This window comes from Streptomyces sp. NPDC051561 (genome assembly GCF_044454195.1).
In the GTDB taxonomy this organism is placed as follows: Bacteria; Actinomycetota; Actinomycetes; order Streptomycetales; family Streptomycetaceae; genus Streptomyces.
This window is the reverse complement of sequence record NZ_JBITDM010000019.1, coordinates 78,504-100,028: the sequence shown is the minus strand read 5'-3', so window position 1 is coordinate 100,028 and position 21,525 is coordinate 78,504. Positions and strand designations below refer to the sequence as shown.

22 protein-coding genes and 1 riboswitch are annotated in these 21,525 nt (G+C 72.0%); of the genes, 11 read left to right on the top strand and 11 right to left on the bottom strand.

Features of this window, described 5'->3' with window-relative positions:
* Window positions 1-23 precede the first annotated feature (23 nt).
* From ACIA73_RS31735 to thpD, 5 genes are all read left to right on the top strand, one after another.
* Window positions 24-1,184: a pyridoxal-phosphate-dependent aminotransferase family protein gene (locus ACIA73_RS31735; RefSeq protein ID WP_399442378.1), complete on the top strand. Its 1,161-nt coding sequence runs from the start codon at window positions 24-26 to the stop codon at window positions 1,182-1,184.
* A 325-nt stretch (window positions 1,185-1,509) separates the two neighbouring features.
* Window positions 1,510-2,049, top strand: coding sequence for a diaminobutyrate acetyltransferase (ectA, locus tag ACIA73_RS31730; RefSeq protein WP_399442320.1), 540 nt, complete (start codon window positions 1,510-1,512; stop codon window positions 2,047-2,049).
* Window positions 2,050-2,156: 107 nt separating this feature from the next.
* The gene (ectB, locus tag ACIA73_RS31725; RefSeq protein ID WP_399442319.1) at window positions 2,157-3,425 is read left to right on the top strand and encodes a diaminobutyrate--2-oxoglutarate transaminase; all 1,269 of its coding nucleotides are present in this window, start codon (window positions 2,157-2,159) and stop codon (window positions 3,423-3,425) included.
* An 84-nt stretch (window positions 3,426-3,509) separates the two neighbouring features.
* A complete protein-coding gene (locus ACIA73_RS31720) occupies window positions 3,510-3,908 on the top strand; it encodes an ectoine synthase (RefSeq protein ID WP_362415251.1) in 399 nt (132 codons plus the stop codon).
* Between the two features lie 3 nt (window positions 3,909-3,911).
* On the top strand, window positions 3,912-4,826 hold the full coding sequence (gene thpD / locus ACIA73_RS31715) for an ectoine hydroxylase (protein ID WP_399442318.1): 915 nt from the start codon (window positions 3,912-3,914) through the stop codon (window positions 4,824-4,826).
* A gap of 66 nt (window positions 4,827-4,892) precedes the next feature.
* Here the strand turns inward: thpD and ACIA73_RS31710 are convergent, their stop codons facing one another.
* The gene (locus ACIA73_RS31710) at window positions 4,893-5,972 is read right to left on the bottom strand and encodes an alkene reductase (protein WP_399442317.1); all 1,080 of its coding nucleotides are present in this window, start codon (window positions 5,970-5,972) and stop codon (window positions 4,893-4,895) included.
* Window positions 5,973-6,177: 205 nt separating this feature from the next.
* Between ACIA73_RS31710 and ACIA73_RS31705 the strand changes: the two genes are divergently transcribed.
* Window positions 6,178-6,660, top strand: a complete 483-nt coding sequence (locus ACIA73_RS31705; RefSeq protein WP_399442316.1) for a MarR family winged helix-turn-helix transcriptional regulator — start codon at window positions 6,178-6,180, stop codon at window positions 6,658-6,660.
* A gap of 91 nt (window positions 6,661-6,751) precedes the next feature.
* Here the strand turns inward: ACIA73_RS31705 and cobC are convergent, their stop codons facing one another.
* Both cobC and ACIA73_RS31695 read right to left on the bottom strand, forming a co-directional pair.
* Window positions 6,752-7,813, bottom strand: coding sequence for an Rv2231c family pyridoxal phosphate-dependent protein CobC (gene cobC / locus ACIA73_RS31700; protein ID WP_399442315.1), 1,062 nt, complete (start codon window positions 7,811-7,813; stop codon window positions 6,752-6,754).
* Window positions 7,814-7,820: 7 nt separating this feature from the next.
* Window positions 7,821-8,279: a cobalamin biosynthesis protein gene (locus tag ACIA73_RS31695; protein WP_399442314.1), complete on the bottom strand. Its 459-nt coding sequence runs from the start codon at window positions 8,277-8,279 to the stop codon at window positions 7,821-7,823.
* Window positions 8,280-8,353: 74 nt separating this feature from the next.
* Here ACIA73_RS31695 and ACIA73_RS31690 point away from each other — a divergent pair, with 74 nt between their 5' ends.
* The gene (locus ACIA73_RS31690) at window positions 8,354-9,079 is read left to right on the top strand and encodes a ZIP family metal transporter (protein WP_399442313.1); all 726 of its coding nucleotides are present in this window, start codon (window positions 8,354-8,356) and stop codon (window positions 9,077-9,079) included.
* 95 nt (window positions 9,080-9,174) lie between these two features.
* Here ACIA73_RS31690 and ACIA73_RS31685 read toward each other — a convergent pair whose 3' ends face one another.
* Genes ACIA73_RS31685 through ACIA73_RS31665 form a run of 5 tightly spaced genes read right to left on the bottom strand, consistent with a single transcriptional unit; the run spans window position 9,175 to window position 15,845 of the window.
* Window positions 9,175-10,554 (bottom strand): cobyrinate a,c-diamide synthase, encoded by a 1,380-nt coding sequence (locus ACIA73_RS31685; RefSeq protein WP_399442312.1) that lies wholly within the window; start codon window positions 10,552-10,554, stop codon window positions 9,175-9,177.
* The gene (gene cobO / locus ACIA73_RS31680) at window positions 10,548-11,156 is read right to left on the bottom strand and encodes a cob(I)yrinic acid a,c-diamide adenosyltransferase (RefSeq protein ID WP_399442311.1); all 609 of its coding nucleotides are present in this window, start codon (window positions 11,154-11,156) and stop codon (window positions 10,548-10,550) included. The genes ACIA73_RS31685 and cobO overlap by 7 nt, the downstream gene beginning before the upstream one ends.
* Window positions 11,157-13,220 carry a putative cobaltochelatase gene (locus tag ACIA73_RS31675; protein WP_399442310.1) on the bottom strand — a complete coding sequence of 688 codons (2,064 nt, stop codon included), beginning with the start codon at window positions 13,218-13,220 and terminating at the stop codon, window positions 11,157-11,159.
* A 52-nt stretch (window positions 13,221-13,272) separates the two neighbouring features.
* Window positions 13,273-14,850, bottom strand: a complete 1,578-nt coding sequence (locus tag ACIA73_RS31670; RefSeq protein ID WP_399442308.1) for a cobyric acid synthase — start codon at window positions 14,848-14,850, stop codon at window positions 13,273-13,275.
* Complete coding sequence (locus tag ACIA73_RS31665) at window positions 14,847-15,845, bottom strand: cobalamin biosynthesis protein (protein ID WP_399442307.1); 999 nt, start codon at window positions 15,843-15,845, stop codon at window positions 14,847-14,849. Before ACIA73_RS31665 ends, ACIA73_RS31670 begins: the two co-directional genes overlap by 4 nt.
* Window positions 15,846-15,880: 35 nt before the next feature.
* A riboswitch (cobalamin riboswitch) is annotated at window positions 15,881-16,027 on the bottom strand.
* 266 nt (window positions 16,028-16,293) lie between these two features.
* Here ACIA73_RS31665 and ACIA73_RS31660 point away from each other — a divergent pair.
* Together ACIA73_RS31660 and ACIA73_RS31655 are read left to right on the top strand one after the other, a co-directional pair.
* Window positions 16,294-16,566 (top strand): DUF397 domain-containing protein, encoded by a 273-nt coding sequence (locus ACIA73_RS31660; protein WP_399442306.1) that lies wholly within the window; start codon window positions 16,294-16,296, stop codon window positions 16,564-16,566.
* Window positions 16,567-16,591: 25 nt separating this feature from the next.
* Window positions 16,592-16,774, top strand: a complete 183-nt coding sequence (locus tag ACIA73_RS31655; protein ID WP_399442305.1) for a hypothetical protein — start codon at window positions 16,592-16,594, stop codon at window positions 16,772-16,774.
* Between the two features lie 92 nt (window positions 16,775-16,866).
* Here ACIA73_RS31655 and ACIA73_RS31650 read toward each other — a convergent pair whose 3' ends face one another.
* The 3 genes from ACIA73_RS31650 to ACIA73_RS31640 all read right to left on the bottom strand — a co-directional run bounded on the left by ACIA73_RS31650 (window position 16,867) and on the right by ACIA73_RS31640 (window position 19,316).
* Window positions 16,867-17,088, bottom strand: coding sequence for a hypothetical protein (locus ACIA73_RS31650; protein WP_399442304.1), 222 nt, complete (start codon window positions 17,086-17,088; stop codon window positions 16,867-16,869).
* A gap of 26 nt (window positions 17,089-17,114) precedes the next feature.
* On the bottom strand, window positions 17,115-18,377 hold the full coding sequence (locus ACIA73_RS31645) for an anion permease (protein WP_399442303.1): 1,263 nt from the start codon (window positions 18,375-18,377) through the stop codon (window positions 17,115-17,117).
* Between the two features lie 156 nt (window positions 18,378-18,533).
* Window positions 18,534-19,316, bottom strand: a complete 783-nt coding sequence (locus tag ACIA73_RS31640) for a lysozyme (RefSeq protein WP_399442302.1) — start codon at window positions 19,314-19,316, stop codon at window positions 18,534-18,536.
* A gap of 213 nt (window positions 19,317-19,529) precedes the next feature.
* Here ACIA73_RS31640 and ACIA73_RS31635 point away from each other — a divergent pair, with 213 nt between their 5' ends.
* Together ACIA73_RS31635 and ACIA73_RS31630 are read left to right on the top strand one after the other, a co-directional pair.
* Entirely contained in the window at window positions 19,530-20,270 is a 741-nt protein-coding gene (locus ACIA73_RS31635; protein WP_399442301.1) for a class II aldolase/adducin family protein, read from the top strand.
* Between the two features lie 97 nt (window positions 20,271-20,367).
* Window positions 20,368-21,495, top strand: a complete 1,128-nt coding sequence (locus ACIA73_RS31630; protein WP_399442300.1) for an alpha/beta hydrolase — start codon at window positions 20,368-20,370, stop codon at window positions 21,493-21,495.
* Window positions 21,496-21,525: the final 30 nt, after the last annotated feature.

The window sequence follows — 21,525 nt, the reverse complement described above, 5'->3', positions numbered from 1 at the left end:
AAGAGAGCTCTCCCGTGACCGATGTGACCGACGTGAATGACGTGGCCGACGTGACCGATGCCGCCGAGACGCCCCCGCGGCATCCGCTGCTCGACCCGCCCCCGGTGACCGCCGCCGACTTCGCCCGCATCGAGGACCGGGTCGCCGCGCTGCTCCGTACCGAGCAGGACGTGGTGATCATGCAGGGCGAGGCGCTGCTGCCGCTGGAGGGCTGCATCAGGGCCGGTGCCCCCCGGGGCTCGACCGCGCTGAACATCGTCACCGGGCCCTACGGCCAGACCTTCGGCAACTGGCTGCGCGACTGCGGCGCCACCGTGATCGACCTGGCCGTGCCGTTCCACACCGCGGTCACCGCGGCACAGGTCGCCGACGCGCTGGCCACCCACCCCGGGATCGACTTCGTGTCGCTGGTGCACGCCGAGGCGGCCACCGGCAACACCAACCCGGTCGCCGAGATCGGCGAAGTGGTGCGTGCGCACGGGGCGTTGTTCTACCTGGACGCGGTCGCCTCGATCGGCGCCGAGCCGGTGCTGCCCGACGCGTGGGGCGTCGACATGTGCATCATCGGCGCGCAGAAGGCGATGGGCGGCCCTGCCGGGGTCTCCGCGGTGTCGGTGAGCGCGCGCGCCTGGGAGCGGTTCGCCGCCAACCCGGACGCGCCCAGGGCCTCGTACCTCTCGCTGCTCGACTGGAAGCAGCGGTGGATCGACGGCGGCCGCAAGGCCCTGATGTTCGCCCCGGCGCAGTGGGAGATGCTGGCGCTGGACGCCTGCCTGGAGGCGATCGAGTCCGAAGGCATCGACACACTCACGGCGCGGCACGCCAGGGCGGCCGCGGCGACCCGGGCCGGCGCTCTCGCGCTGGGCGGCGGCATCGAACCGTTCGTGTACGAGGCCGGGGACGCGGCGCCGGTCGCCACCACGCTCCGGGTGACCGGGGGCCCCGACGCCTCCGCGGTGGTCGCCGCGGCTCTCGCGCTCGACCCGTCCGCGCCGCTGATCGCGGGCGGGGGTGCGCTCGCCAAGGAGATGATCCGGGTGAACCACTACGGCCGGGACGCGACCCGCAAGGCTGTCCTCGCCTCGCTGACGGCACTCGCCGGAGCCCTGGAGGAACTCGGTGCGCCGGGCGCGGACCTCGCTTCTGCCCGGAGTGCCGTGACGGAAACCTGGCCCGCCGAATAATTCGAAGAGAATTAACAAGGGGAATGCAGAGCATTCCCCGGAATTCACAGAGAACGGGAAGCTGCTTATTCACCGCAGCTTCCCGTTCTCTTATGCCCGCTCTTCCCGAGCCTAAACGCCAAGGTTTCGTAGGGGGTTCGACGGCGTTTCGAGTGTGTGACCGACCCCACATGCAAAGAGATTTGCCCGGAAATTACCGGGCAAATCGGCTTCATTCGCGACCGGTTCACCAGCAGCTCGCGCTCGCGCGATAACACGTGAAGCCATTTTGGCCAACCCTGGCCCTCCATGCATTTTTTGAATTTGCTCGGTAAATTTCATCGACATGACTGCCGCACAAGCAGACCCAGTAACCACGTCAGTTTTGGAGATCGACAGCCCACGAGTGGAGGATGGAGCTGCGATCTGGCGCATTGCCCGCGACTCCAAGGTCCTGGACCTGAACTCCTCGTACAGCTACCTCCTGTGGTGTCGCGACTTCGCGACGACCTCGGTGGTCGCCCGCGACCGGCCAGGTGGCGACCCGATCGCCTTCATCACCGGCTACGTCCGCCCGGAGCGCCCCGAGACGCTGGTCGTCTGGCAGGTGGCCGTCGACGACGCCCACCGCGGCCGGGGCCTGGCCGGCACCCTGCTCGACGCGCTGACCACCAAGGTCGCCGCCAGCCACGGCGTCACCACCGTGGAAACGACCGTGACCCCGGACAACGTCCCGTCCGACCGGTTGTTCACCTCCTACGCGGAGCGGCGCGGCGCCGAGCTGAACCGGGAGGTGCTCTTCGACGGGGCGCTGTTCCCGGCGGACTCCGGCGACGCGCATCTGCCGGAGGTGCTGTACCGGATCAGTCCGGTCGCGGCCCGCTGACGCGGACGCCGCACTCCCGACTTCGTACCGCGGCAGGCGCATTCACGCCGCGCCGCGACGCACGACGCATACGTACATCCGCCCTCTCCCCATCCCAGGAGATCGCTGTGACCATCACGCCCCCCGCACTGAGTGTCTTCGAAACCCTTGAGTCCGAGGTCCGGAGCTACTGCCGCAGCTGGCCCGCCGTGTTCGACCGCGCGCAGGGCTCGCGCATGTTCGACGAGGACGGTCACACCTACCTCGACTTCTTCGCGGGCGCGGGCTCGCTGAACTACGGGCACAACAACCCGGTCCTGAAACGCGCGTTGATCGACTACATCGAGCGCGACGGCGTCACCCACGGCCTGGACATGGCGACGACCGCCAAGCGCGCGTTCCTGGAGACCTTCCAGAACGTGATCCTGCGGCCCCGCGACCTGCCGTACAAGGTGATGTTCCCCGGCCCGACGGGCACCAACGCGGTCGAGTCCGCGCTGAAGCTGGCCCGCAAGGTCAAGGGCCGTGAGTCGGTCGTCTCCTTCACCAACGCCTTCCACGGCATGTCGCTGGGCTCGCTCGCCGTCACCGGCAACGCCTTCAAGCGGGCCGGCGCGGGCATCCCCCTGGTGCACGGCACCCCGATGCCGTTCGACAACTACTTCGACGGCCAGGTCCCGGACTTCCTCTGGTTCGAGCGTCTCCTGGAGGACCAGGGCTCGGGCCTCAACAAGCCCGCCGCGGTGATCGTGGAGACCGTGCAGGGCGAGGGCGGCATCAACGTGGCCCGCGCCGAGTGGCTGCGCGCGCTGCAGGAACTGTGCCACCGCCAGGACATGCTGCTGATCGTCGACGACATCCAGATGGGCTGCGGCCGCACCGGCTCGTTCTTCTCCTTCGAGGAGGCGGGCATCACGCCGGACATCGTCACCCTCTCCAAGTCGATCAGCGGTTACGGCCTGCCGATGTCGCTCTGCCTGTTCAAGCCGGAGCTCGACGTCTGGGAGCCGGGCGAGCACAACGGCACCTTCCGCGGCAACAACCCCGCCTTCGTCACCGCCGCCGCCGCGCTCAACGCCTACTGGGCCGACGGCCAGATGGAGAAGCAGACCGAGGCCCGCGGCGAACTCGTCGAGCGTGCCCTGCTCGCCATCGCCGACGAGAACGCCGAGGCCGGCGTGAGCTTCCGCGGCCGCGGCCTGGTCTGGGGCATCGAGTTCACCGACAAGGACCGCGCCACCGCGGTCTGCCGCCGTGCCTTCGAGCTCGGCATGCTGCTGGAGACCTCCGGCCCGCAGAGCGAGGTCGTGAAGCTGCTTCCCGCACTCACCATCTCCGCCGACGAGCTGGACGAGGGCCTGCGCATCCTGGCGCGCGCGGTGCGCGAGACCGCCTGACGCCGGCCCCGGTGCGGGGGCGCCCGGTGCGCCCCCCCACCGCCCTTTGCTGTATCCGTAGTTGAGAGAAAGGCCCAAGTCACCGTGATTGTCCGCTCGTTCAAGGACATCGAAGGAACCGACCGCCATGTGAAGGCGAAGACCGGCACCTGGGAGAGCAAGCGCATCGTGCTCGCCAAGGAAAAGGTCGGCTTCTCCCTCCACGAGACCACCCTCTACGCGGGTACGGAGACCCAGATGTGGTACGCGAACCACATCGAGGCCGTGCTCTGCGTCGAGGGCGAGGCGGAACTGACCAACGACGAAACGGGCGAGACGCACTGGATCGAACCCGGCACCATGTATCTGCTGGACGGCCACGAGCGCCACACCATGCGCCCCAAGACCGACTTCCGGTGCGTGTGCGTCTTCAACCCCCCCGTCACCGGACGGGAGGACCACGATGAGAACGGCGTTTACCCGCTGCTGACCGAGGAGGCCTGAACCATGATCGACGTCACGACGAACCCCGCGGGTTCCGCCATCGGTGACCTCTATCCCACGCGCGGCGCGGTCGAAGTGACCACCCCGCGCCAGGACCCGGTCGTCTGGTCGGCCCCCGGCGCCACCGGGCCGATCGCCGCCGACGACCTGGCGGGCTTCGAACGGGACGGCTTCCTGGCCGTCGACCAGCTCATCGCGGACGACGAGGTCGCCCTGTACCGGGCCGAGTTGGAGCGTCTGGTCACGGACCCGGCAGTGCGCGCGGACGAGCGCTCCATCATCGAGCCCAAGTCCCAGAGCGTTCGGTCGGTCTTCGAGGTGCACAAGCTGAGCACCGTCTTCGCCCAGTTGGTGCGCGACCCGCGGGTGGTCGGCAGGGCCCGCCAGATCCTCGGCTCGGACGTCTATGTCCACCAGTCGCGGATCAACGTCAAGCCGGGCTTCGGCGCCTCCGGGTTCTACTGGCACTCGGACTTCGAGACCTGGCACGCCGAGGACGGTCTGCCGAACATGCGGACCGTGTCGGTCTCCATCGCGCTGACGGAGAACCTCGACACCAACGGCGGGCTGATGATCATGCCCGGCTCGCACAAGCACTTCCTCGGGTGCGCGGGCGAGACGCCGAAGGACAACTACAAGAAGTCGCTCCAGATGCAGGACGCGGGCATCCCCTCCGACGAGGCGCTGACCCGGATGTCCGACGCGCACGGCATCAAGCTCTTCACCGGGCGGGCCGGCTCGGCGACCTGGTTCGACTGCAACTGCATGCACGGCTCCGGCGACAACATCACGCCGTACGCCCGCAGCAATGTCTTCATCGTCTTCAACAGCGTGGAGAACACGGCGGTCGAGCCGTTCGCGGCACCGGTGCCGCGCCCGGACTTCATCGGAGCGCGGGATTTCACCCCGGTCCAGTAGCCGGGGTGCGGGTACGGGCGGGGCGGGACCTCCTTGGTGGAGGCCCCGCCCCGCCCGTACCCGCACCTACTTGCCGAGCGCCGGATAGTCGGTGAAGCCCTTCTCCGTGCCGCCGAAGAAGGTGGCCGGGTCAGGGGCGTTGTACGGGCCCTCGGTGACCAGCCGGGCGGGCAGGTCCGGATTGGCCAGGAACAGTGCGCCGAACGCCAGCACGTCCGCCGTGCCGTCCGCGATCAGGCCGAGCGCGCGGTGGTCGGTCGGCCCCTCGGTGAACGGGTTGAGGACGTACGTCCCGGAGAACTTCTCCCGGAGTGCCGCGCTGTACTCCCGGTGCTCCGGGGCGCCCTCCAGGAGGTGCAGATAGGCGAGGCCCAGCGGCTCGATGGCCTCGACCACGGCGGCGTACACCTCGGGGATGTCGCTCGCGTGCTCGGTGATGTCGTTGTACGGGTTGCCGGGGGAGAGGCGTATCGCGGTGCGCTCCGCGCCGATCTCGGCGGCGACCGCCCTGACGGCCTCGACGGCGAACCGGGCGCGGTTCTGCGGGGTGCCGCCCCACTCGTCGGTGCGCAGGTTGGCGTTGGCGGACAGGAACTGGTGGATCAGGTACCCGTTGGCGCCGTGCAGTTCGACCCCGTCGAAGCCGGCGTCCACGGCGTTGCGGGCGGCGCGCGCGAAGTCCTCCACCGTCTCCCCGATCTCCTCGGCGGTCAGCTCGCGGGGCTCGGTGAAGTCCACCGGGCCGCCCTCCGTGAACAGCTGCCCGGCCGGGGTCACGGCCGACGGAGCGACTGGGGTCAGCCCGTCGGGCAGCAGGGAGGGGTGGCCGATCCGGCCCCCGTGCATGAGCTGCGCGAAGATCACGCCACCCGCCGCGTGCACGGCGTCGGTGACCTTCCGCCACCCGGCGACCTGCTCCGCGCTGTGCAGGCCCGGGGTGAACGGGTATCCCTGGCCCGTCACGGACGGCTGGACCCCCTCGGTGATGATCAGTCCGGCCGAGGCGCGCTGTGCGTAGTACTCGGCCACCAGCTCGGTCGGCACCCCGCCCGCACCCGCCCGGCTCCGGGTCATCGGGGCCATCGCGATGCGGTTGGCGAGGGTGGTGCCGGCGAGCTCGAAGGGCTGGAAAGCGGTGCTGGTCATGGTGGATGCCCCCAGGACAACGTAAAGGTTGGTCGGCCAACTATCTTCCGATGGCCTCACTGTAGCGGATTAATTGGCCGACCAAGTTAAAGTGGGATGAAACTGTGGACGACGACTCCCGCCAGGGGGCCGACGGCTCCCGCCGAGGGGCCGACAGTGGAGTGGGGCGCGCGAGCGCCCTCGTACCCGAACCCGAGGACCGACCATGACGCACGAACCCGCCTGTCCCGGCCTGACTGTCGGAGGCCCGGTCAGCCACTCCCTGTCCGTGGTGGCCCGCCTGCACCGGATCACGGCCGGGCGGGTGCTGCGCTGCGTGGGCCTCTATCCGGGCCAGGAGTTCGTGATGATGCGCCTGTGGGAGGCGGGGCCCGTCCGCCAGTCCGACCTGATCAAGGCCGTCGGCCTCGACCCCTCCACCGTCACCAAGTCCCTCCAGCGCCTGGAGCAGGCGGGTCACGTCCGCCGCTGCCCCGACCCGAAGGACCGCAGGGCGTCCCTGGTGGAGGCCACCGAGGAGAGCGGTGTGCTGCGCGAGCAGGTGCAGGAGGCCTGGGTGGAGCTGGAGGACACCACCCTGGCCGGGCTGGACGATACGGAACGCGCGGAGCTGCTCAGGCTGTTGGAGAAGGTCCAGGGGAACCTGTGCCCGCTGGCGGGGGAGGAGGGGGAGGCGGGGGGCTGCTAGGGGTGTTGCAGGCGCACCTGGCGCACCTGGCGCACCTGGCGCACCTGAGGCTCCCGGAGTCCCCGAAGCTCCCGGTGCCCCGTGCGGGAGGTCACCGCAGGGCTTCCCGCAGCTCCCGCAGGAATCCGTCCGTCGTCGCCCGGTCCCGGACCGCCACCCGCAGCCAGCCCTCGTCGAGCCCCGGAAACGTGTCCCCGCGCCGTACGGCGAACCCGGCCGCCCGCAGCCGCTCCCGCACGTCCCTCGCCCCGTCGAGCCGTATCAGTACGAAGGAAGCGCGGGACTCCTCCACCACCTCCACGCCCCCCAACTCCGCCAGCCCCGCCAGCAGATGGACCCGGTCCGCCTCGATCGACCGGGCCGCCGCCGCCGCCTCCGCCAGCGCCCGGGGTGACACACACGCCTCCGCCGCCACCAGCGCGGGCGTGGACACCGGCCACAGCGGCTGAGCCCGCTCCAGCAGCGCCACCGTCTCCGGCGCGGCGGTCAGATATCCGATCCGCAGCCCCGCCAGCCCCCACGTCTTGGTCAGGCTCCGCAACACGATCAGCCCAGGTACGTCCGTCCGTCCGGCCAGGGCCTCCGGCTCACCGGGCACCGCGTCCATGAATGCCTCGTCCACCACCAACGTCCGCCAAGGCCGGGCGAGTTGAGCGATCGCGACCGCCGGATGCAGTACCGAGGTCGGATTGGTGGGATTGCCGATCACCACCAGGTCGGCCTCCTCCGGCACCGCCCCGGGATCCAGCCGGAACCCCTCGGCCGCCCGCAACAGCACCCGCCCCACCTCGTGCCCCGCATCCCGCAGCGCCGCCTCGGGCTCGGTGAACTGCGGGTGTACGACCACGGGCCGACGGGCCGTCACCGCCCGCGCGATCAGCACGAAGGCCTCCGCGGCCCCCGCCGTCAGCAGCACCCGCTCCACCGGCAGCCCGTGCCGGGCCGCCACCGCAGCCCGCGCAGCCCGGCCGTCCGGATAGGCCGCCAGGGTGTCCAGGGACGCGGCGATCCGCTCCTTCAGCCAGTGCGGGGGAGTGTGCGACCGGACGTTGACCGCGAGGTCCACCAGGCCGGGGTCGGCGCCCCTCACCTCGGCGTCGCCGTGGTGGCGCAGGTCGTGTGCGGTGAGAGTGACCACTGATTCCGCTTCCATCGTTCCGCTATCCCTCGGCCTCGTACGCCCGGGGCAGTCCCTCGGCCTCGTACGCCCGAGGTCCCTTGCCCTCGTACGCCCGGGCCACCGCGCACGTCGCCATGGCCGGCCGCCCGGCGGGGCTCGACTTCCGCTTGGGTACGAGGAGTTCGCTTCCGGCGCCCGCGCCGACCAGTGCCGCGGCCTCCGCCACCGACGGCGTACCGACCGCGCGCAGGGCCCGCCCCGACGGGTGCGGCACCGTCACCGAGGCCAGCCGGCCGGGCCCGTACGCCAGCACCGGCACCCCGAGCCGCCGCGCGCACTCCACGATCGCCCGCTCCCGCGCCTTGACGTCCACGGTCGCCAGCGAAGCCACCGAGCCGAGCGCCAGACCGCCCTCCGCGAGCGCGGCCACGATCAGCTCGTACAGCTCCTCGACGGGCGCGTCCTCGCAGGCCCCGACCCCCACCACGAGCGCGCTCACCGGGCGCCCCCGCACACGGCGAGTCGGCCCATTCCGAGGTGCGGGCCCCCACCCCCATCGGCTAGCAAGGGCACATGGCGGTCTTCGTCGCGCTCGGCGCGTTCCTGATGACGCTCGCCGGTGGCTGGGTCGCCCAGCGGGTCACCGACCGGCGGCACCTCGTGCTGGGCCTGGCCGGCGGGCTGATGCTCGGCGTCGTCGGCCTGGATCTGCTGCCGGAGGCCCTGGAGGCCGCGGGCAACGCGGTCTTCGGCGTACCGGCGGCCCTGCTGCTGTTCGTCGGCGGGTTCCTGGCCGCGCACGTGGCGGAGCACCTGCTGGCCGCCCGCCAGGCCGCGCACGGGGCGGTCCAGGGCGAACGGGTCCCCGAGGTGGGGCTCACCGCGGCCGCCGCCATGGTCGGCCACAGCGTGATGGACGGCATCGCGATCGGCGCGGCCTTCCAGGTGGGCGGCGGCATGGGCCTCGCCGTGGCGATCGCGGTCATCGCCCACGACTTCGCCGACGGCTTCAACACCTACACCCTGACCAGCCTGTACGGAAACGCCCGCCGGAAGGCCGTCGCGATGCTGTTCGCCGACGCGATCGCCCCGGTGGCCGGCGCCGCGTCCACTCTCCTGTTCACCCTCCCGGCCGAACTCCTCGGCTGCTATCTCGGCTTCTTCGGCGGCGTACTGCTCTACCTGGCGGCGGCCGAGATCCTGCCCGAGGCCCACCACGACCACCCGTCCCGGAGCACCCTGCTGTGCACGGCGGCGGGTGCGGGATTCATCTGGCTGGTGGTGGGGATCGCGGAGTGAGCCCCGGGATCCGGACACGGGCGCCGCGCACGTCCTCACGGGGTGCGTCCTCACGGGGTGAGTCCTCGCGGAGGAGGAACTCGACGGGTACCTCGTCACGAGCGCGCGCACCGTGCCACGAACCGGTACGCCATCTGCGGGGCCGCGGCCCAGTGGGTGTGCAGATAGCTGGCGTGCACGTTGCCCTGTACGAAGCCCTCGACCCGGCGCTGAGGGTGGGTGAATCCCCAGGCAGGGGCGGCCCCGGAGCCAGGCTCGATCACCGTCCGGTGGAACTCGTGCCCGCGCAGCCGGGTCCCGGCCCCGGCGAGCGCACTGTCGCCGATCGCGACGGCCTCCCGGTACCCGAGCGTCAGCTTCTCCGACATCCGGGCCTCGGCGTCCAGCACCGCGCACATCGGCTGTCCGTCCAGCGACCGGGCCAGGTACAGCAGGCCCGCGCACTCGGCGGCGACGGGCGCGCCCGACAGTGCCAGCTCCGCCACGGCCTTCCGGAGCGGTTCATTGGCGGACAGCTCGGGTGCGTACACCTCGGGAAACCCGCCACCGATCACCAGCCCCCGTGTTCCGTCCGGGAGCTGCTCGTCGTGGAGAGGGTCGAACGGTACGACGTCGGCCCCGGCGGCAGAGAGCAGTTCCGCGTGCTCGGCGTACGAGAAGGTGAACGCGGGCCCGGCGGCGACGGCCACCACGGGACGGCCGCACGCGGCCGCACTCACCCCGCCCAGGTCCACCGCACCGCCCGGTGTCTGCGTCGCCGGATCCCACGCCGCGACCCCCCTCTCCGGCGCGCTCCGCGCCAGGGAGAGCACCGCCTCCAGGTCCACCCCCGCCCGCACCTGCTCGGCCAGCGCGGCGACCGCCTCGACCGCCTCCGCCTGCCGCTCGGCCACCGGCACCAGCCCCAGATGCCGCGAAGGCGTCCGCACCTGCCTGACCCGCCGGAGCACACCGAGCACCGGCACCCCCGACCCCTCCAACGCCTCCCGCAGCAGCTCCTCGTGCCGGTCCGAACCCACCTTGTTCAACATCACGCCCCCGATCCGCACCTCCGGATCCCAGGACGCGAAACCGTGCACCAGCGCCGCCACCGACCGCGACTGCGACGACCCGTCCACCACCAGCACCACCGGCGCCCGCAGCAGCTTGGACACCTGAGCGGTGGAGGCCAGCTCCCCCTGCCCGGCGGCCCCGTCGTACAGCCCCATCACACCCTCGACGATGGCCAGGTCACACCCCGCCGCCCCGTGCTCGAACAGCGGCTCGACCATCCCCGGCCCGCAGAGGTACGCGTCCAGGTTCCGCCCCGGCCGCCCCGTCGCCAGCGAGTGGTACCCCGGATCGATGTAGTCCGGCCCCACCTTGTGCGGCGAGACAGCCAGCCCGCGCCCGGCGAAGGCAGCCATCAGCCCCGTCGCGACGGTGGTCTTCCCGCTCCCCGACGACGGCGCGGCCACCACGATGCGTGCTACCACTCGATGCCCCGCTGCCCCTTCTGACCCGCGTCCATCGGGTGCTTCACCTTCGACATGTCGGTCACCAGGTCGGCGGCGTCCAGCAGCGCCTGCGGCGCGTTCCGCCCGGTGATCACGACGTGCTGGGTGCCGGGCCGCTCACTGAGCACCCGTACGACCTCCTCCACATCGATCCACCCCCAGTGCAGCGGGTAGGCGAACTCGTCGAGCACGTAGAACTTGTACGTCTCGGCCGCCAGGTCCCGCTTGACCTGCTCCCAGCCCTCCCGGGCCTTCTCCTCGTTGTCCGTGTTGTCGCCGTGGAGGCCCCGCTGCACCCAGGACCAGCCCTCGCCCATCTTGTGCCAGGCGACCGTGCCGCCCTCACCGGTCGCGCCGAGCGCCTTGAGCGCGTTCTCCTCGCCGACCTTCCACTTCGCCGACTTCACGAACTGGAAGACCCCGATCGGCCACCCCTGATTCCAGGCCCTGAGCGCCATCCCGAACGCGGCGGTCGACTTCCCCTTGCCGATGCCGGTGTGCACCATCAGCAGCGGCCTGTTGCGGCGCTGGCGGGTGGTGAGCCCGTCGTCCGGTACGGATTCCGGCTGTCCCTGCGGCATTTAAGCGGCCTTCCTGGTCGAGCGGGTCGAGTTGCCCTGTACGTCCTTGACGAGCCCGGCGATCGAGTCCGCCCGCAGCTCGTCGAGCGTCACCGCGGTGCCGCCCAACTCCCGTGCCAGCTCGCCCGCGAGGCCGAGCCGCACCATGCCCGACTCGCAGTCCACGACCACCGAGGCCACCCCCTCGCCCGCGTGCAGCCGCGCCGCCCGCCCGGCCAGCGCGACGGGCTGCGGACCGCCGGTCGCCCGGCCGTCCGTGACCACGACCAGCAGCGGCCTGCGCGACGGGTCCCGCAGCCGCTCCACCCGCAGTACGTCGTGCGCCCTGAGCAGCCCGGCGGCCAGCGGGGTGCGCCCACCGGTCGGCAGGGACTCCAGGCGCGCGGCAGCCGCGTCCACCGACGAGGTCGGCGGCAGCGCTACCTGGGCCTCCTTGCCCCGGAAGGTGACCAGACCGACCTTGTCCCGGCGCTGGTAGGCATCGAGCAGCAGCGACAGCACCGCGCCCTTCACCGCGCTCATCCGCTGCCGGGCCGCCATCGAACCGGAGGCGTCCACCACGAAGAGGACGAGGTTTCCCTCGCGCCCCTCCCGGGTCGCCTGCCGCAGATCGTCACGGCGTACGACCAGGCCGCGCCCGGTGCGCCCGCGCGCGTGCTGGTGCGGGGCCGCGGCATGCACGGTGGCGGCCAGGTGCAGTCGGGTGAGGGCGCCCTGCGGGCGTACCGCCCCGGTCGTACGGCCGTGCTCGGTACGGGCGCGCGAACGGCGGCCCGCGGCACCCTCGCCCAGCCCCGGCACGCTCAGCATCCTGGTGCGGAACGGCTCGGCGGCCGGCGCGGCGCTCTGCTCACCGCCACCGGTGGGCGCGCCCTGCCCGGGGTTCTGCGGGGCGGGCGTGTCCTCCTGGGGTGCGTCGTCGCCGGGCGGCGTGTCGTGGGCCTGGGGGCCGTTGTCCTGCGGGGGCTGCGGCCCGCCGCCGGGGCCCCCGCCGTCGGGGCCGCCGTCGTCGTCAGGACCGTCCGGTTCCGGGTCCTCGTCACCCTCGCCCGACGGGCTGTTCTCGGACAGGGTGTCGTCCAGCTTGTCCTCGTCCAGCCCCGGCGCGTCGAACGGATTGCGCCGCCGCCGGTGCGGAAGTGCGAGCAGCGCGGCCTGACGTACATCCTCCTCCTGTACGTCCGTACGCCCGGCCCACGCGGCCAGCGCCGTCGCCGTGCGCGCCATCACGATGTCGGCCCGCATCCCGTCGACCTCGAAGGCCGCGCAGGTCGCCGCGATCTGCCTGAGCGCGTCGTCACCGAGGCGGACCTGGGGGAGCAGGGCGCGGGCGGCCGCGATGCGCTCGCGCAGGTCGCTCTCCGCGCCCGCCCACTTCGCGGCGAAGGCGGCCGGGTCGTCGTCGTACGCGAGCCGCCGCCGTACGACCTCCACCCGCAGATCGGTGTCCCGCGAGGCCGCCACCTCGACGGTCAGGCCGAATCGGTCGAGCAACTGCGGCCGCAGCTCGCCCTCTTCCGGGTTCATCGTGCCGACCAGCAGGAAGCGCGCGGCGTGCCGCACCGAGACGCCCTCGCGCTCGACGTACGACGCGCCCATGGCGGCGGCGTCCAGGAGGAGGTCCACCAGGTGGTCGTGGAGGAGATTGACCTCGTCGACGTAGAGAATCCCCCGGTGCGCGTCGGCCAGCAGCCCCGGCTCGAAGGCCTTCACGCCCTCGCTCAGCGCCCGCTCGATGTCGAGCGCCCCGACGAGGCGGTCCTCGGAGGCGCCGACCGGCAGCTCCACCATCCGCGCCTCGCGCGACACGCCCGCCACCGCGGTGTGCGGACCGTCGGGACACGCCGGGTCGGGCGCCGCGGGATCACAGGAGAACCGGCACTCCCGCACCACCGGCACCTCTGGCATCAGCGCGGCGAGTGCCCGCACGGCGGTGGACTTCGCGGTTCCCTTCTCACCCCGGACGAGCACACCGCCCACGGCGGGCGACACGGCGTTCAGCAGCAGCGCGAGCCGCAGGTCGTCCTGCCCGACGATCGCGGTAAAGGGGAAGGGCGTACTCATGAAACCTCCATGGCGAGGGCGGAGTGACGTCGGGTGGTGGGGGTGGGGTGGCTCATGACTGCGGAGCCCCGGGCGGTACGAACGGCAGCCCGGCCGGCACGCCGGACTCGATCAGCCGCCAGAGCGCGTCGGTGTCGGCGTGCTGCTCGATCAGGTCGCCCAGCTTGTCCAACTGCTCCTCGCGCAACGTCTCGAAGCTGGTGTCGGGCGCGGGTACGAAGCGACGGCCGGCAGCCGCCGCGACCTCCCGCAGGAACGCCCGCCGGAACGCGTCGCTCTCCAGCGACCCGTGCCAGTGCGTCCCCCACACCGACCCCACCCGGCAGCCGTCCAGGCTGTATCCCTTGCCGTCAGAGATGAACTGATCCCCGCCGAGCACTTCCGCGACACCGTGATGGATCTCGTATCCCGCCACGGCCTCGCCCAGCGCCTCACCCACGGGGCGCGCCAAGGTCTTCTCGCGCGCGAACCGCACCCGCACCGGCAGCAGACCGAGACCGTCCACCGTCCCGGCCCGCGACTCGACCTCGTCCTCGATCCGCTCGCCCAGCAGCTGGAACCCACCACAGATCCCCAGCACCGGCAGCCCCTCGGCGGCCCGCCGCGTCAGCGCCTCGGCGAGCCCCCGTTCCCTCAGCCATTCCAACGCCCGCACCGTGCCCCGGGTTCCCGGCACCACCACCAGGTCCGCGTCCGCCAACTCCTCGGCACGGTCCACGAACCGCACCACCACCCCGGGCTCGGCGGCCAGCGCGTCCACATCGGTGAAGTTCGACATCAGCGGCACCGCGCACACCGCCACCCGCAGCACGTCCTCGCCGACCGGCGGCGCCACCACCGACTCCCGGACCGCGCCCCGCAACGAGACCCGCAGCCCGTCCTCCTCGTCGATGCCGAGCCCGTGCGCGAAGGGCAGCACCCCGTAGGTCCGCCGCCCGGTGAGGCCCTCCAGCATGTCCAGCCCGGGCTCCAGCAGCGACACATCACCCCGGAACTTGTTCACCAGGTACCCGGCGACCAGCCGCTGGTCCTCCCGGGCGAGCAGTGCCGTCGTACCGAAGAACGACGCGAAGACCCCGCCCCGGTCGATGTCCCCGACCACCACCACCGGGAAGTCGGCGGCCCGCGCGATCCCCATGTTCACGATGTCGGTGCGCCGCAGATTGATCTCCGCCGGGCTCCCGGCCCCCTCGCAGATCACCGCGTCGTACTGGCCGCGCAACTCCGCCAGGCACTCGGTGACCGTGCCGAGCAGCGCCTCGCGATGCCCTCCGGCGAACTCCCGCACGCTCCCGGGACTGCCCGCCGTCCCGAAGAAGCCCCGCGCGCTCATCTCGCCCACCGGCCTGCCCAGCAGCACCACCTGGCTGGATCTGTCGCTGCCCGGCTTGAGCAGCACCGGGTTCATCAGCGCCGTCGGCTCCACCCGGGCCGCCTGCGCCTGCATCGCCTGGGCCCGCCCGATCTCCGCCCCCTCCCTCGTCACGAACGAGTTCAGCGACATGTTCTGCGCCTTGAACGGGGCGACCTTCACCCCCTGGCGCACCAGCCACCGGCAGATCCCCGCCGTGACGACGCTCTTGCCCGCGTCCGAGGTGGTCCCCGCGACCAACAGCCCGCCACCGCTCATGACTTCGTTCCCTTCGTACGGCCACGGGCTGCCCGCCCGACGGCCAGACGTCCGGCCGCACACACGGCCAGCGCCAGCAGATTCACCCGGCGCGACAACCGCACCGCACGCTCGATGTCCGCCACCTCGACCGGGCGGCCCGACTCACCGTTGAGCACCGCCCGGTGCTCCACCCGCCCGGCGTACGACAGCGTTCCGCCCAGCCGCACCCCGAGCGCCCCCGCGAACGACGCCTCGACCGGACCCGCGTTGGGGCTCGGATGCGCGGCGGCGTCCGCCCGCCACGCCCGCACCGCACCCCGCGTGTCGTCCCCGGCCAGCACCGCGAGCGCCGCCGTCAGCCGGGCCCCCGGCCACCCCGCCACATCGTCCAGCCGGGCCGAGGCCCACCCGTAGCGCCGGTACCGCGCCGACCTGTGCCCGACCATCGCGTCCAGTGTGTTCACCGCCCGGAACGCCACCAGCCCCGGCACACCCCCGATCGCCCCCCACACCAGCGCGCCCACCACCGCGTCCGAGGTGTTCTCGGCGACCGACTCCACCACCGCACGCGCCATCTGCTGCCCGTCCAGCGACTGCGGGTCCCGCCCGCACAGATGCGGCAGCCGCTCCCGGGCCACCTCCAGGTCACCGGCGGCGAGCGCCCCGCCGAGCGCGTGGGCCTCGCGCCCCAGCGACGTACCCCCGACGACCGACCAGGTGACGGCGGCGGTCAGCGCGACGGAGGCGACGGGTGAACGGCGTACGGCGCGCGCGGCCAGGGCGGCGGCACCGGCGGCGCCACCGGCACAGACGAGGGTGTGCAGTGCGCCCCACCCACGGTGGTCGCGCCACAGGACCCGCTCGACGGCACCGGCGGTCCGTCCGAAAGCGGCGACGGGGTGGCCGTGTCGGGGGTCGCCGAGCAACAGGTCGCCGAGGAGTCCGGCGGTCGCGCCGTACGCGAAGACCTGGGCAGGCAGAACAGCTGAACCGCGTGGACCGCAGCCGGGCATGGCGAAGTGTCCTTAACTCAGGGTCCGCGCCCTGGTTCGACGTGACGAGCGGAGGTGAGTTCCTGGCTTCGTGACGACGGGAAACATCGCACGTGACAGTGGCGGGACCGCGCCGGATTCGCACCGGCTTCCTCTCCATGCCGCCGTATTGGCTCGGGCAGTCCACCACGCCCCGCGAACACCAGTCAACCTGGGGTTGACCTGCGGGAGTGCTCCGCGGCCCGGGGCGCGGGGAGGTGCGGCGACGTCTGCTCCGAATCGACGCTCCGACCGGCCGATACGGGCCGGAAGAGGCCTAGGCGTCACTATTCGGCCTCTCTGGACTGGAACACGACAACCGGAGAGCGGCACGGAACGGCGATGGGCGATTGCCACCGGGATTCGACCCGGTGCGGCCGGTCTCGTCGGCACCCTGCGCCCGTGTGCGGCGCGGCGCTACGGTGCAAAGGTGGGCAGTCGGTGCCTCGGTGAGTCGGCTCTCGTGCAGGAGGAGGTCGGAGTGGCCCATGGGGACCTGCCCGAGTGGCGCTGGTTCAAGAGCAGTTACACCTCCAACGGCGGTGAATGCGTGGAAGTGGCCTATCGCCCCGAGGGGGTGAGAGTGCGCGACTCCCAGCGGCTGGAGGAGGGGGACTTCCTTGTGTCACGACAACCCTGGTGCGGATTTCTCGCAGCGGTCGTGTCAGGGGACATAGGAGGGGAACGATGCCTTCCGCAATGACGCGGAAGGCCGGGAGGCGGGGCTGATGGGGGACCGGGCGCAAGGACGAGTGGCGGGCGAGGGCCGGCAGCCGCTTCCCGGAGTACTGGTCCGGGTGACGTACTGCGCCGTCAGCGGTGCGCTGGTGACGCTGGTGGGCGGCGTGACCTCGTTGCTCGTCGACGAGGCCGGACCGCGCCTGCTGGTGTGGGCCGAGTGTCGCTCTTAGGCGTAGACCTCGCAAAGATGAGAGCCCCGGGGTGCAACGGCGGAGGAGCCGTTGCACCCCGGGGCTCTGTGAGGCCGCCGGGACGTGCGGGGTCAGGCGACGATCAGGTAGATCCCGTACGTCACCGCCGCCGCGCACAGTGCGAAGCAGGCGTACGCGCCGGTGCGCGCCATGGTCGCGGAGCCGCCGGAAGCGGCGGCCGTCTCCTGCTTGGAGAGGCCCACGATGCCGAGGGTGAACAGGCCCACCAGGGCGACGGTGGCCACGAGGCTGACACCGAAGACGGTGCCGAGAGCTGCCCAGTCGATGTTCATGTCGTCGTCTTCCTAGTCCTGGCTGCTCAGACCGAGGCGGCCGGGCGGGCCGGTTCGGCGGAGGTCCCGGTGGGGGAGTGGAGGGTGGCCTTTATGTCGTCGGTGGTCAGGACACCGGCCGGGGGCACGGCAACGGCCGCGATGGCGGTGGTGACGACGCCGGCGGGCTCGTCGGGCGTGCCGGCGCTCCGCGTCGAGTCGAGGTCGTCGGCGGTGACCGGCTTGCGGCGGGACAGCGTCCAGATCACGGCGGAGCCCGCGACCAGCAGGATCGCGGTGGCGGTGACGCCCCACGCGCCCTGCCCGGTGAGGAACTCGGCGGCGGCGGCCACCAGACCGGCGGCCGGCAGCGTCAGACCCCAGGCGACGAACATCCGGGTCGCGGTCGACCAGCGGACCACGCCGCCCTTGCGGCCGAGGCCCGCGCCCATCACGGAGCCGGAGCAGACCTGGGTGGTGGAGAGCGAGAAGCCGAGGTGCGAGGAGGCCAGGATGACGGTCGCGGCGCTGGTCTGGGCGGCGAAGCCCTGCGGCGGCTTGAGGTCGGTGAGGCCGGTGCCCATGGTGCGGATGATGCGCCAGCCGCCGAGGTAGGTGCCGAGCGCGATGGCCACACCGGCCGAGACGATGACCCACATCGGGGGGTTGGCACCCGGGGCGAGCACATTGCCGGTGACCAGGGCCAGGGTGATGACACCCATGGTCTTCTGTGCGTCGTTGGTGCCGTGGGCGAGCGAGACCAGACCGGCGGAGGCGATCTGACCGGCCCGGTAGCCCTTGGCGGTGGACTTCTCGCTGGTCCGGCCCGCCAGCTTGAAGGTGAGCCTGGTGGCGAAGTACGCCGCGATGCCGGCCACGATCGGGGCGGCGATGGCGGGCAGCAGGACCTTGGTGATGACGACGCTGCCGTTCACGCCGGAGGCGCCGGCCGACATCAGGGTGGCGCCGATGAGGCCGCCGAAGAGTGCGTGGGAGGAACTGGACGGCAGGCCGATCAGCCAGGTCAACAGGTTCCAGAGGATCGCGCCGACCAGCGCCGCGAAGATCACTTCCGTGGTGATGCCGCTCTCGTTGATGAGCCCACCGGAGATCGTCTTGGCGACCTCGACGGAGAGAAAAGCACCAATGAGGTTGAGCACGGCGGACATGGCCACCGCCGTCTTGGGCTTGAGTGCGCCGGTCGAGATGGTGGTGGCCATCGCGTTGGCGGTGTCGTGGAAACCGTTCGTGAAGTCGAACACGAGAGCGGTGACGATCACGACTCCGAGGAGCAGCGTGATGTTCTCCATTTACCCAGGCAATCGTTTGAGGTCAGTGGCTGTAGGAACGTAGGCAACCCGAGTGAACGGAAGATGAACTGGGCAGGGCGTCCTGGTGACCCGAAACGCCGTACCGCCGTTCCGGTTTCACCGGAACGGCGGCGATGCGTTGCTATTGCCGGGGCGTCAACGGCGCGCGAAGGCGTTCAGCCGCGAGCGGGACCCGTTGAAGAGATTCTGGTCACCCGGAAGTGCTCCCCCGGCGTTGTCGAACTGCCAGAACGTCCAGTACGACCAGCCGGCCGGCAGCGGTCCCGGCGAGGCGTTGTACCTGGCCAGCCAGAGCGCGTGCGTCCCGCCGAAGGCGCGGCTCTTCCCGGTGCACCGGTTCCACCAGAGAGCGGTGGTGTAGATGACGGGACGGTGGCCGGTCCTGCGGCGCACCTCGTTGCTGAAGGACCTGATCCAGGACACCATCCGGTTCGGTGTGAGGCCGTAGCACCGGTTCTTCTTGTTGGTCTTGCCGTACGGGTTGTTCTCCAGGTCGACGGCCGGCGGCAGGGTCCACCCGTCGTTGCGCCAACCGCCCCCGTTGCGTACGAAGTAGGCGGCCTGGGTCCGGCCGGAGGAGGTGTGCGGCAGGGCGAAGTGGTAGGCGCCGCGCTTGATGCCGGCCCGGCGGGAGCCGTTGTACTGCGGGGAGAAGCGGGGATTGCGGTAGGTGTGGGACTCGGTGGCCTTCACGTAGACGAAGGTCGCGCCCTTCTTCTTCGCCTTCTTCCAGTCGACGTTCTTCTGGTGACTGGACACGTCGTGCCCGCGCGGCCTGGCCGCGGCCTCGGCGAGCGTCGTACCGCTGAGCAGGACCGTCGTCCCCAGGGTCAGTGCGGCGGTGGTGCCGGCGGCGGCCGACAGGGCGAGCGCGCGGCGGCGGGCGCGGGGCAGGGACGATTTGTGGTCACGGGCCATGTTTCCCCCCGATGGCTACGTGCATGACAAATCTGGGCAGACGCTACTGGAAGATCCACAGAAGCCGGGCAATCTCCGGCCAACCCCGGCACAGGCGGGAGTCACGGGGTCAAAGGGACTTACGGAGCCTTTGCCTCCGGGCTACAGTGCCCCGCGCCCGGCCCGCCCCGGCGCCCGGTGGCCGTTCCCCGCCCGGCTGGCAGGATGCGGCCCATGACGAGCGATGCGACGTACGGGACGGGCGCGGACCACGGGGCGGACGCGGACCACGGGGCGGGCGCGGCGGGCGAGGTGGCCGCGCGGGACACCCGGGACGCGGTGGAGCGGGCCTGGCGCGCCCTGGTGGCGACCGCCCGCAGATCGGTGGCGGACGGCCTGGTCGTCGGCACCTCGGGCAATGTGTCGGTACGGGTCGGCGCGCTGATCCTGCTCACCCCGAGCGGTGTCCCCTACGACCGGCTGCGCCCCGAGGACGCGGTCGGCGTCGGCCTCGACGGCCGTCAGATCCTCGGCACCCTCACCCCGACCAGCGAACTCCCCCTGCACCTCGCCGTCTACCGCAACACCGGCGCGGGCGCGGTCGTGCACACCCACGCCGTGCACGCCACCGCCGTCTCCACCCTGGTCGACCGGCTGCCGCTGGTCCACTACATGGCGGCCGCCATGGGGGGACGGATACGCACGGCGCCCTATGCGACGTACGGGACCGAGGAGTTGGCCGAGAATGCGCTGCGCGCGTTGCGCGACCGCACCGGCTGCCTGCTGCGGAACCACGGAACCCTCACCTACGGCGACACCCTCGACCAGGCCTACGACCGCACCGCGCAACTGGAGTGGATGTGCCGCGTGTGGCTCACCGCCTCCGCCCTCCCCGGCCGCTCCCCGAGCCTGCTCACCGAGGAGCAGCTCGCGGAGGTGGGGGAGCGGCTGCGGGGGTACGGACAGCACAAGTGAGAGGCGGGGGAGGGGTGGCCCGCCGGGATGGTGGCGCGGGTGCTCGGGCGGCCCCCGCCCACTGGCAGTTCCGGCCCTCTGTACGGACACTGAAGCGGTGCACCCGGCTAAAGCGACGGCAGCGGCCGTCACCACACTGATCGGCATCGGCGCGGCCGCGGTCGCCGCCGCCCGGTACGCCGGCGATGCCGCACTCAGGACATCGCCCGGCCGTCCGCCCACGGGCGACCCACGGGTCACCGTGCACGCCACGGCCCCCGGCCAGGTCACCCTGACCCGTGGCCTCGCCACCCTCAGACCCGGGATGTACGGGCTGGAGGGCGACGGCGTGCACGCGGTCGTCGGCCCGGTCCTGGAGGCAGTCCCGCACGAGGCCCACACGGTCGTACGCCGGCTGGAACGGGTCACCCGGGGCTCCCTCGAACCGGGAGCCAAGGTCCGGCTGACCCCCTTCGTCCACAGCGGCGACCCGCTCTCCGCACTCGGCCTCGACTTCAGCCACGTCGACGTGCTGGGCGAACTGGGGGCGCTGCCCGCCTGGTTCGTGCCCGGCAGCCGCTCCACCTGGGTGATCGCCGTGCACGGCATCGGCGCCACCCGCGCGCACCCGCTCAACGTCCTTGAGGCCCTGCACCGCCACCGCCTCCCGGTCCTCGTCCTCGGCTACCGGGGGGACGAGGGCGCACCCCGCTCCCCGGACGGTCTCAGCCACCTCGGCGACTCCGAATGGCGCGACCTGGACGCGGCGGTCCGGTACGCGGTGCGGCAGGGCGCCGAACGGGTCGTCCTCCACGGCTGGTCCACCGGCGCCGCGATGGCGTTCCACACCGCGACCTCCTCGGCCGTCCGCCACCTGGTGCGCGGGCTGATCCTCGACTCCCCGGTGCTCGACCGGGAAGCCACGCTCCGCTCGCTGGCCTCGGCCCGGGGCACCCCGGCGGCCCTCCTCCCGCTCGCGGTCCGCGCGGCCCAGGGCAGCACCGGCCTGGTCGGCGACCGGCTCCGCGAGGCCGCCGACCCGGACGCCCTGCGCGTGCCGACCCTGATCTTCCACGGCCCCGGCGACACGGTCGCCCCCTGGGGCCCGTCCCGCCTCCTGGCCAACGCGCGGCCGGACCTGGTCACCCTCCACACGGTCCCGGACGCCTCCCACGCCGCCATGTGGAACGCGGACCCGGCCACCTACGAGGAAGCCCTGCGCCGCTTCCTCACCCCCCTGATGTAGCCCCTGATGGAGGTGGGCGCGGAGGTCCCA

Excerpts from the sequence above, each read along its gene's own strand:
- ACIA73_RS31635 (WP_399442301.1), top strand. The coding sequence starts at position 19,530 with ATGACGAGCGATGCGACGTACGGGACGGGCGCGGACCACGGGGCGGAC.
- ACIA73_RS31690 (WP_399442313.1), top strand. The coding sequence starts at position 8,354 with ATGGCGGTCTTCGTCGCGCTCGGCGCGTTCCTGATGACGCTCGCCGGT.
- ACIA73_RS31705 (WP_399442316.1), top strand. The coding sequence starts at position 6,178 with ATGACGCACGAACCCGCCTGTCCCGGCCTGACTGTCGGAGGCCCGGTC.
- cobC (WP_399442315.1), bottom strand. The coding sequence starts at position 7,813 with ATGGAAGCGGAATCAGTGGTCACTCTCACCGCACACGACCTGCGCCAC.
- thpD (WP_399442318.1), top strand. The coding sequence starts at position 3,912 with ATGATCGACGTCACGACGAACCCCGCGGGTTCCGCCATCGGTGACCTC.
- ACIA73_RS31655 (WP_399442305.1), top strand. The coding sequence starts at position 16,592 with ATGGGGGACCGGGCGCAAGGACGAGTGGCGGGCGAGGGCCGGCAGCCG.
- ACIA73_RS31640 (WP_399442302.1), bottom strand. The coding sequence starts at position 19,316 with ATGGCCCGTGACCACAAATCGTCCCTGCCCCGCGCCCGCCGCCGCGCG.
- ACIA73_RS31650 (WP_399442304.1), bottom strand. The coding sequence starts at position 17,088 with ATGAACATCGACTGGGCAGCTCTCGGCACCGTCTTCGGTGTCAGCCTC.
- ACIA73_RS31710 (WP_399442317.1), bottom strand. The coding sequence starts at position 5,972 with ATGACCAGCACCGCTTTCCAGCCCTTCGAGCTCGCCGGCACCACCCTC.
- ACIA73_RS31675 (WP_399442310.1), bottom strand. The coding sequence starts at position 13,220 with ATGAGTACGCCCTTCCCCTTTACCGCGATCGTCGGGCAGGACGACCTG.
- cobO (WP_399442311.1), bottom strand. The coding sequence starts at position 11,156 with ATGCCGCAGGGACAGCCGGAATCCGTACCGGACGACGGGCTCACCACC.
- ACIA73_RS31645 (WP_399442303.1), bottom strand. The coding sequence starts at position 18,377 with ATGGAGAACATCACGCTGCTCCTCGGAGTCGTGATCGTCACCGCTCTC.
- ACIA73_RS31665 (WP_399442307.1), bottom strand. The coding sequence starts at position 15,845 with ATGCCCGGCTGCGGTCCACGCGGTTCAGCTGTTCTGCCTGCCCAGGTC.
- ACIA73_RS31670 (WP_399442308.1), bottom strand. The coding sequence starts at position 14,850 with ATGAGCGGTGGCGGGCTGTTGGTCGCGGGGACCACCTCGGACGCGGGC.
- ectA (WP_399442320.1), top strand. The coding sequence starts at position 1,510 with ATGACTGCCGCACAAGCAGACCCAGTAACCACGTCAGTTTTGGAGATC.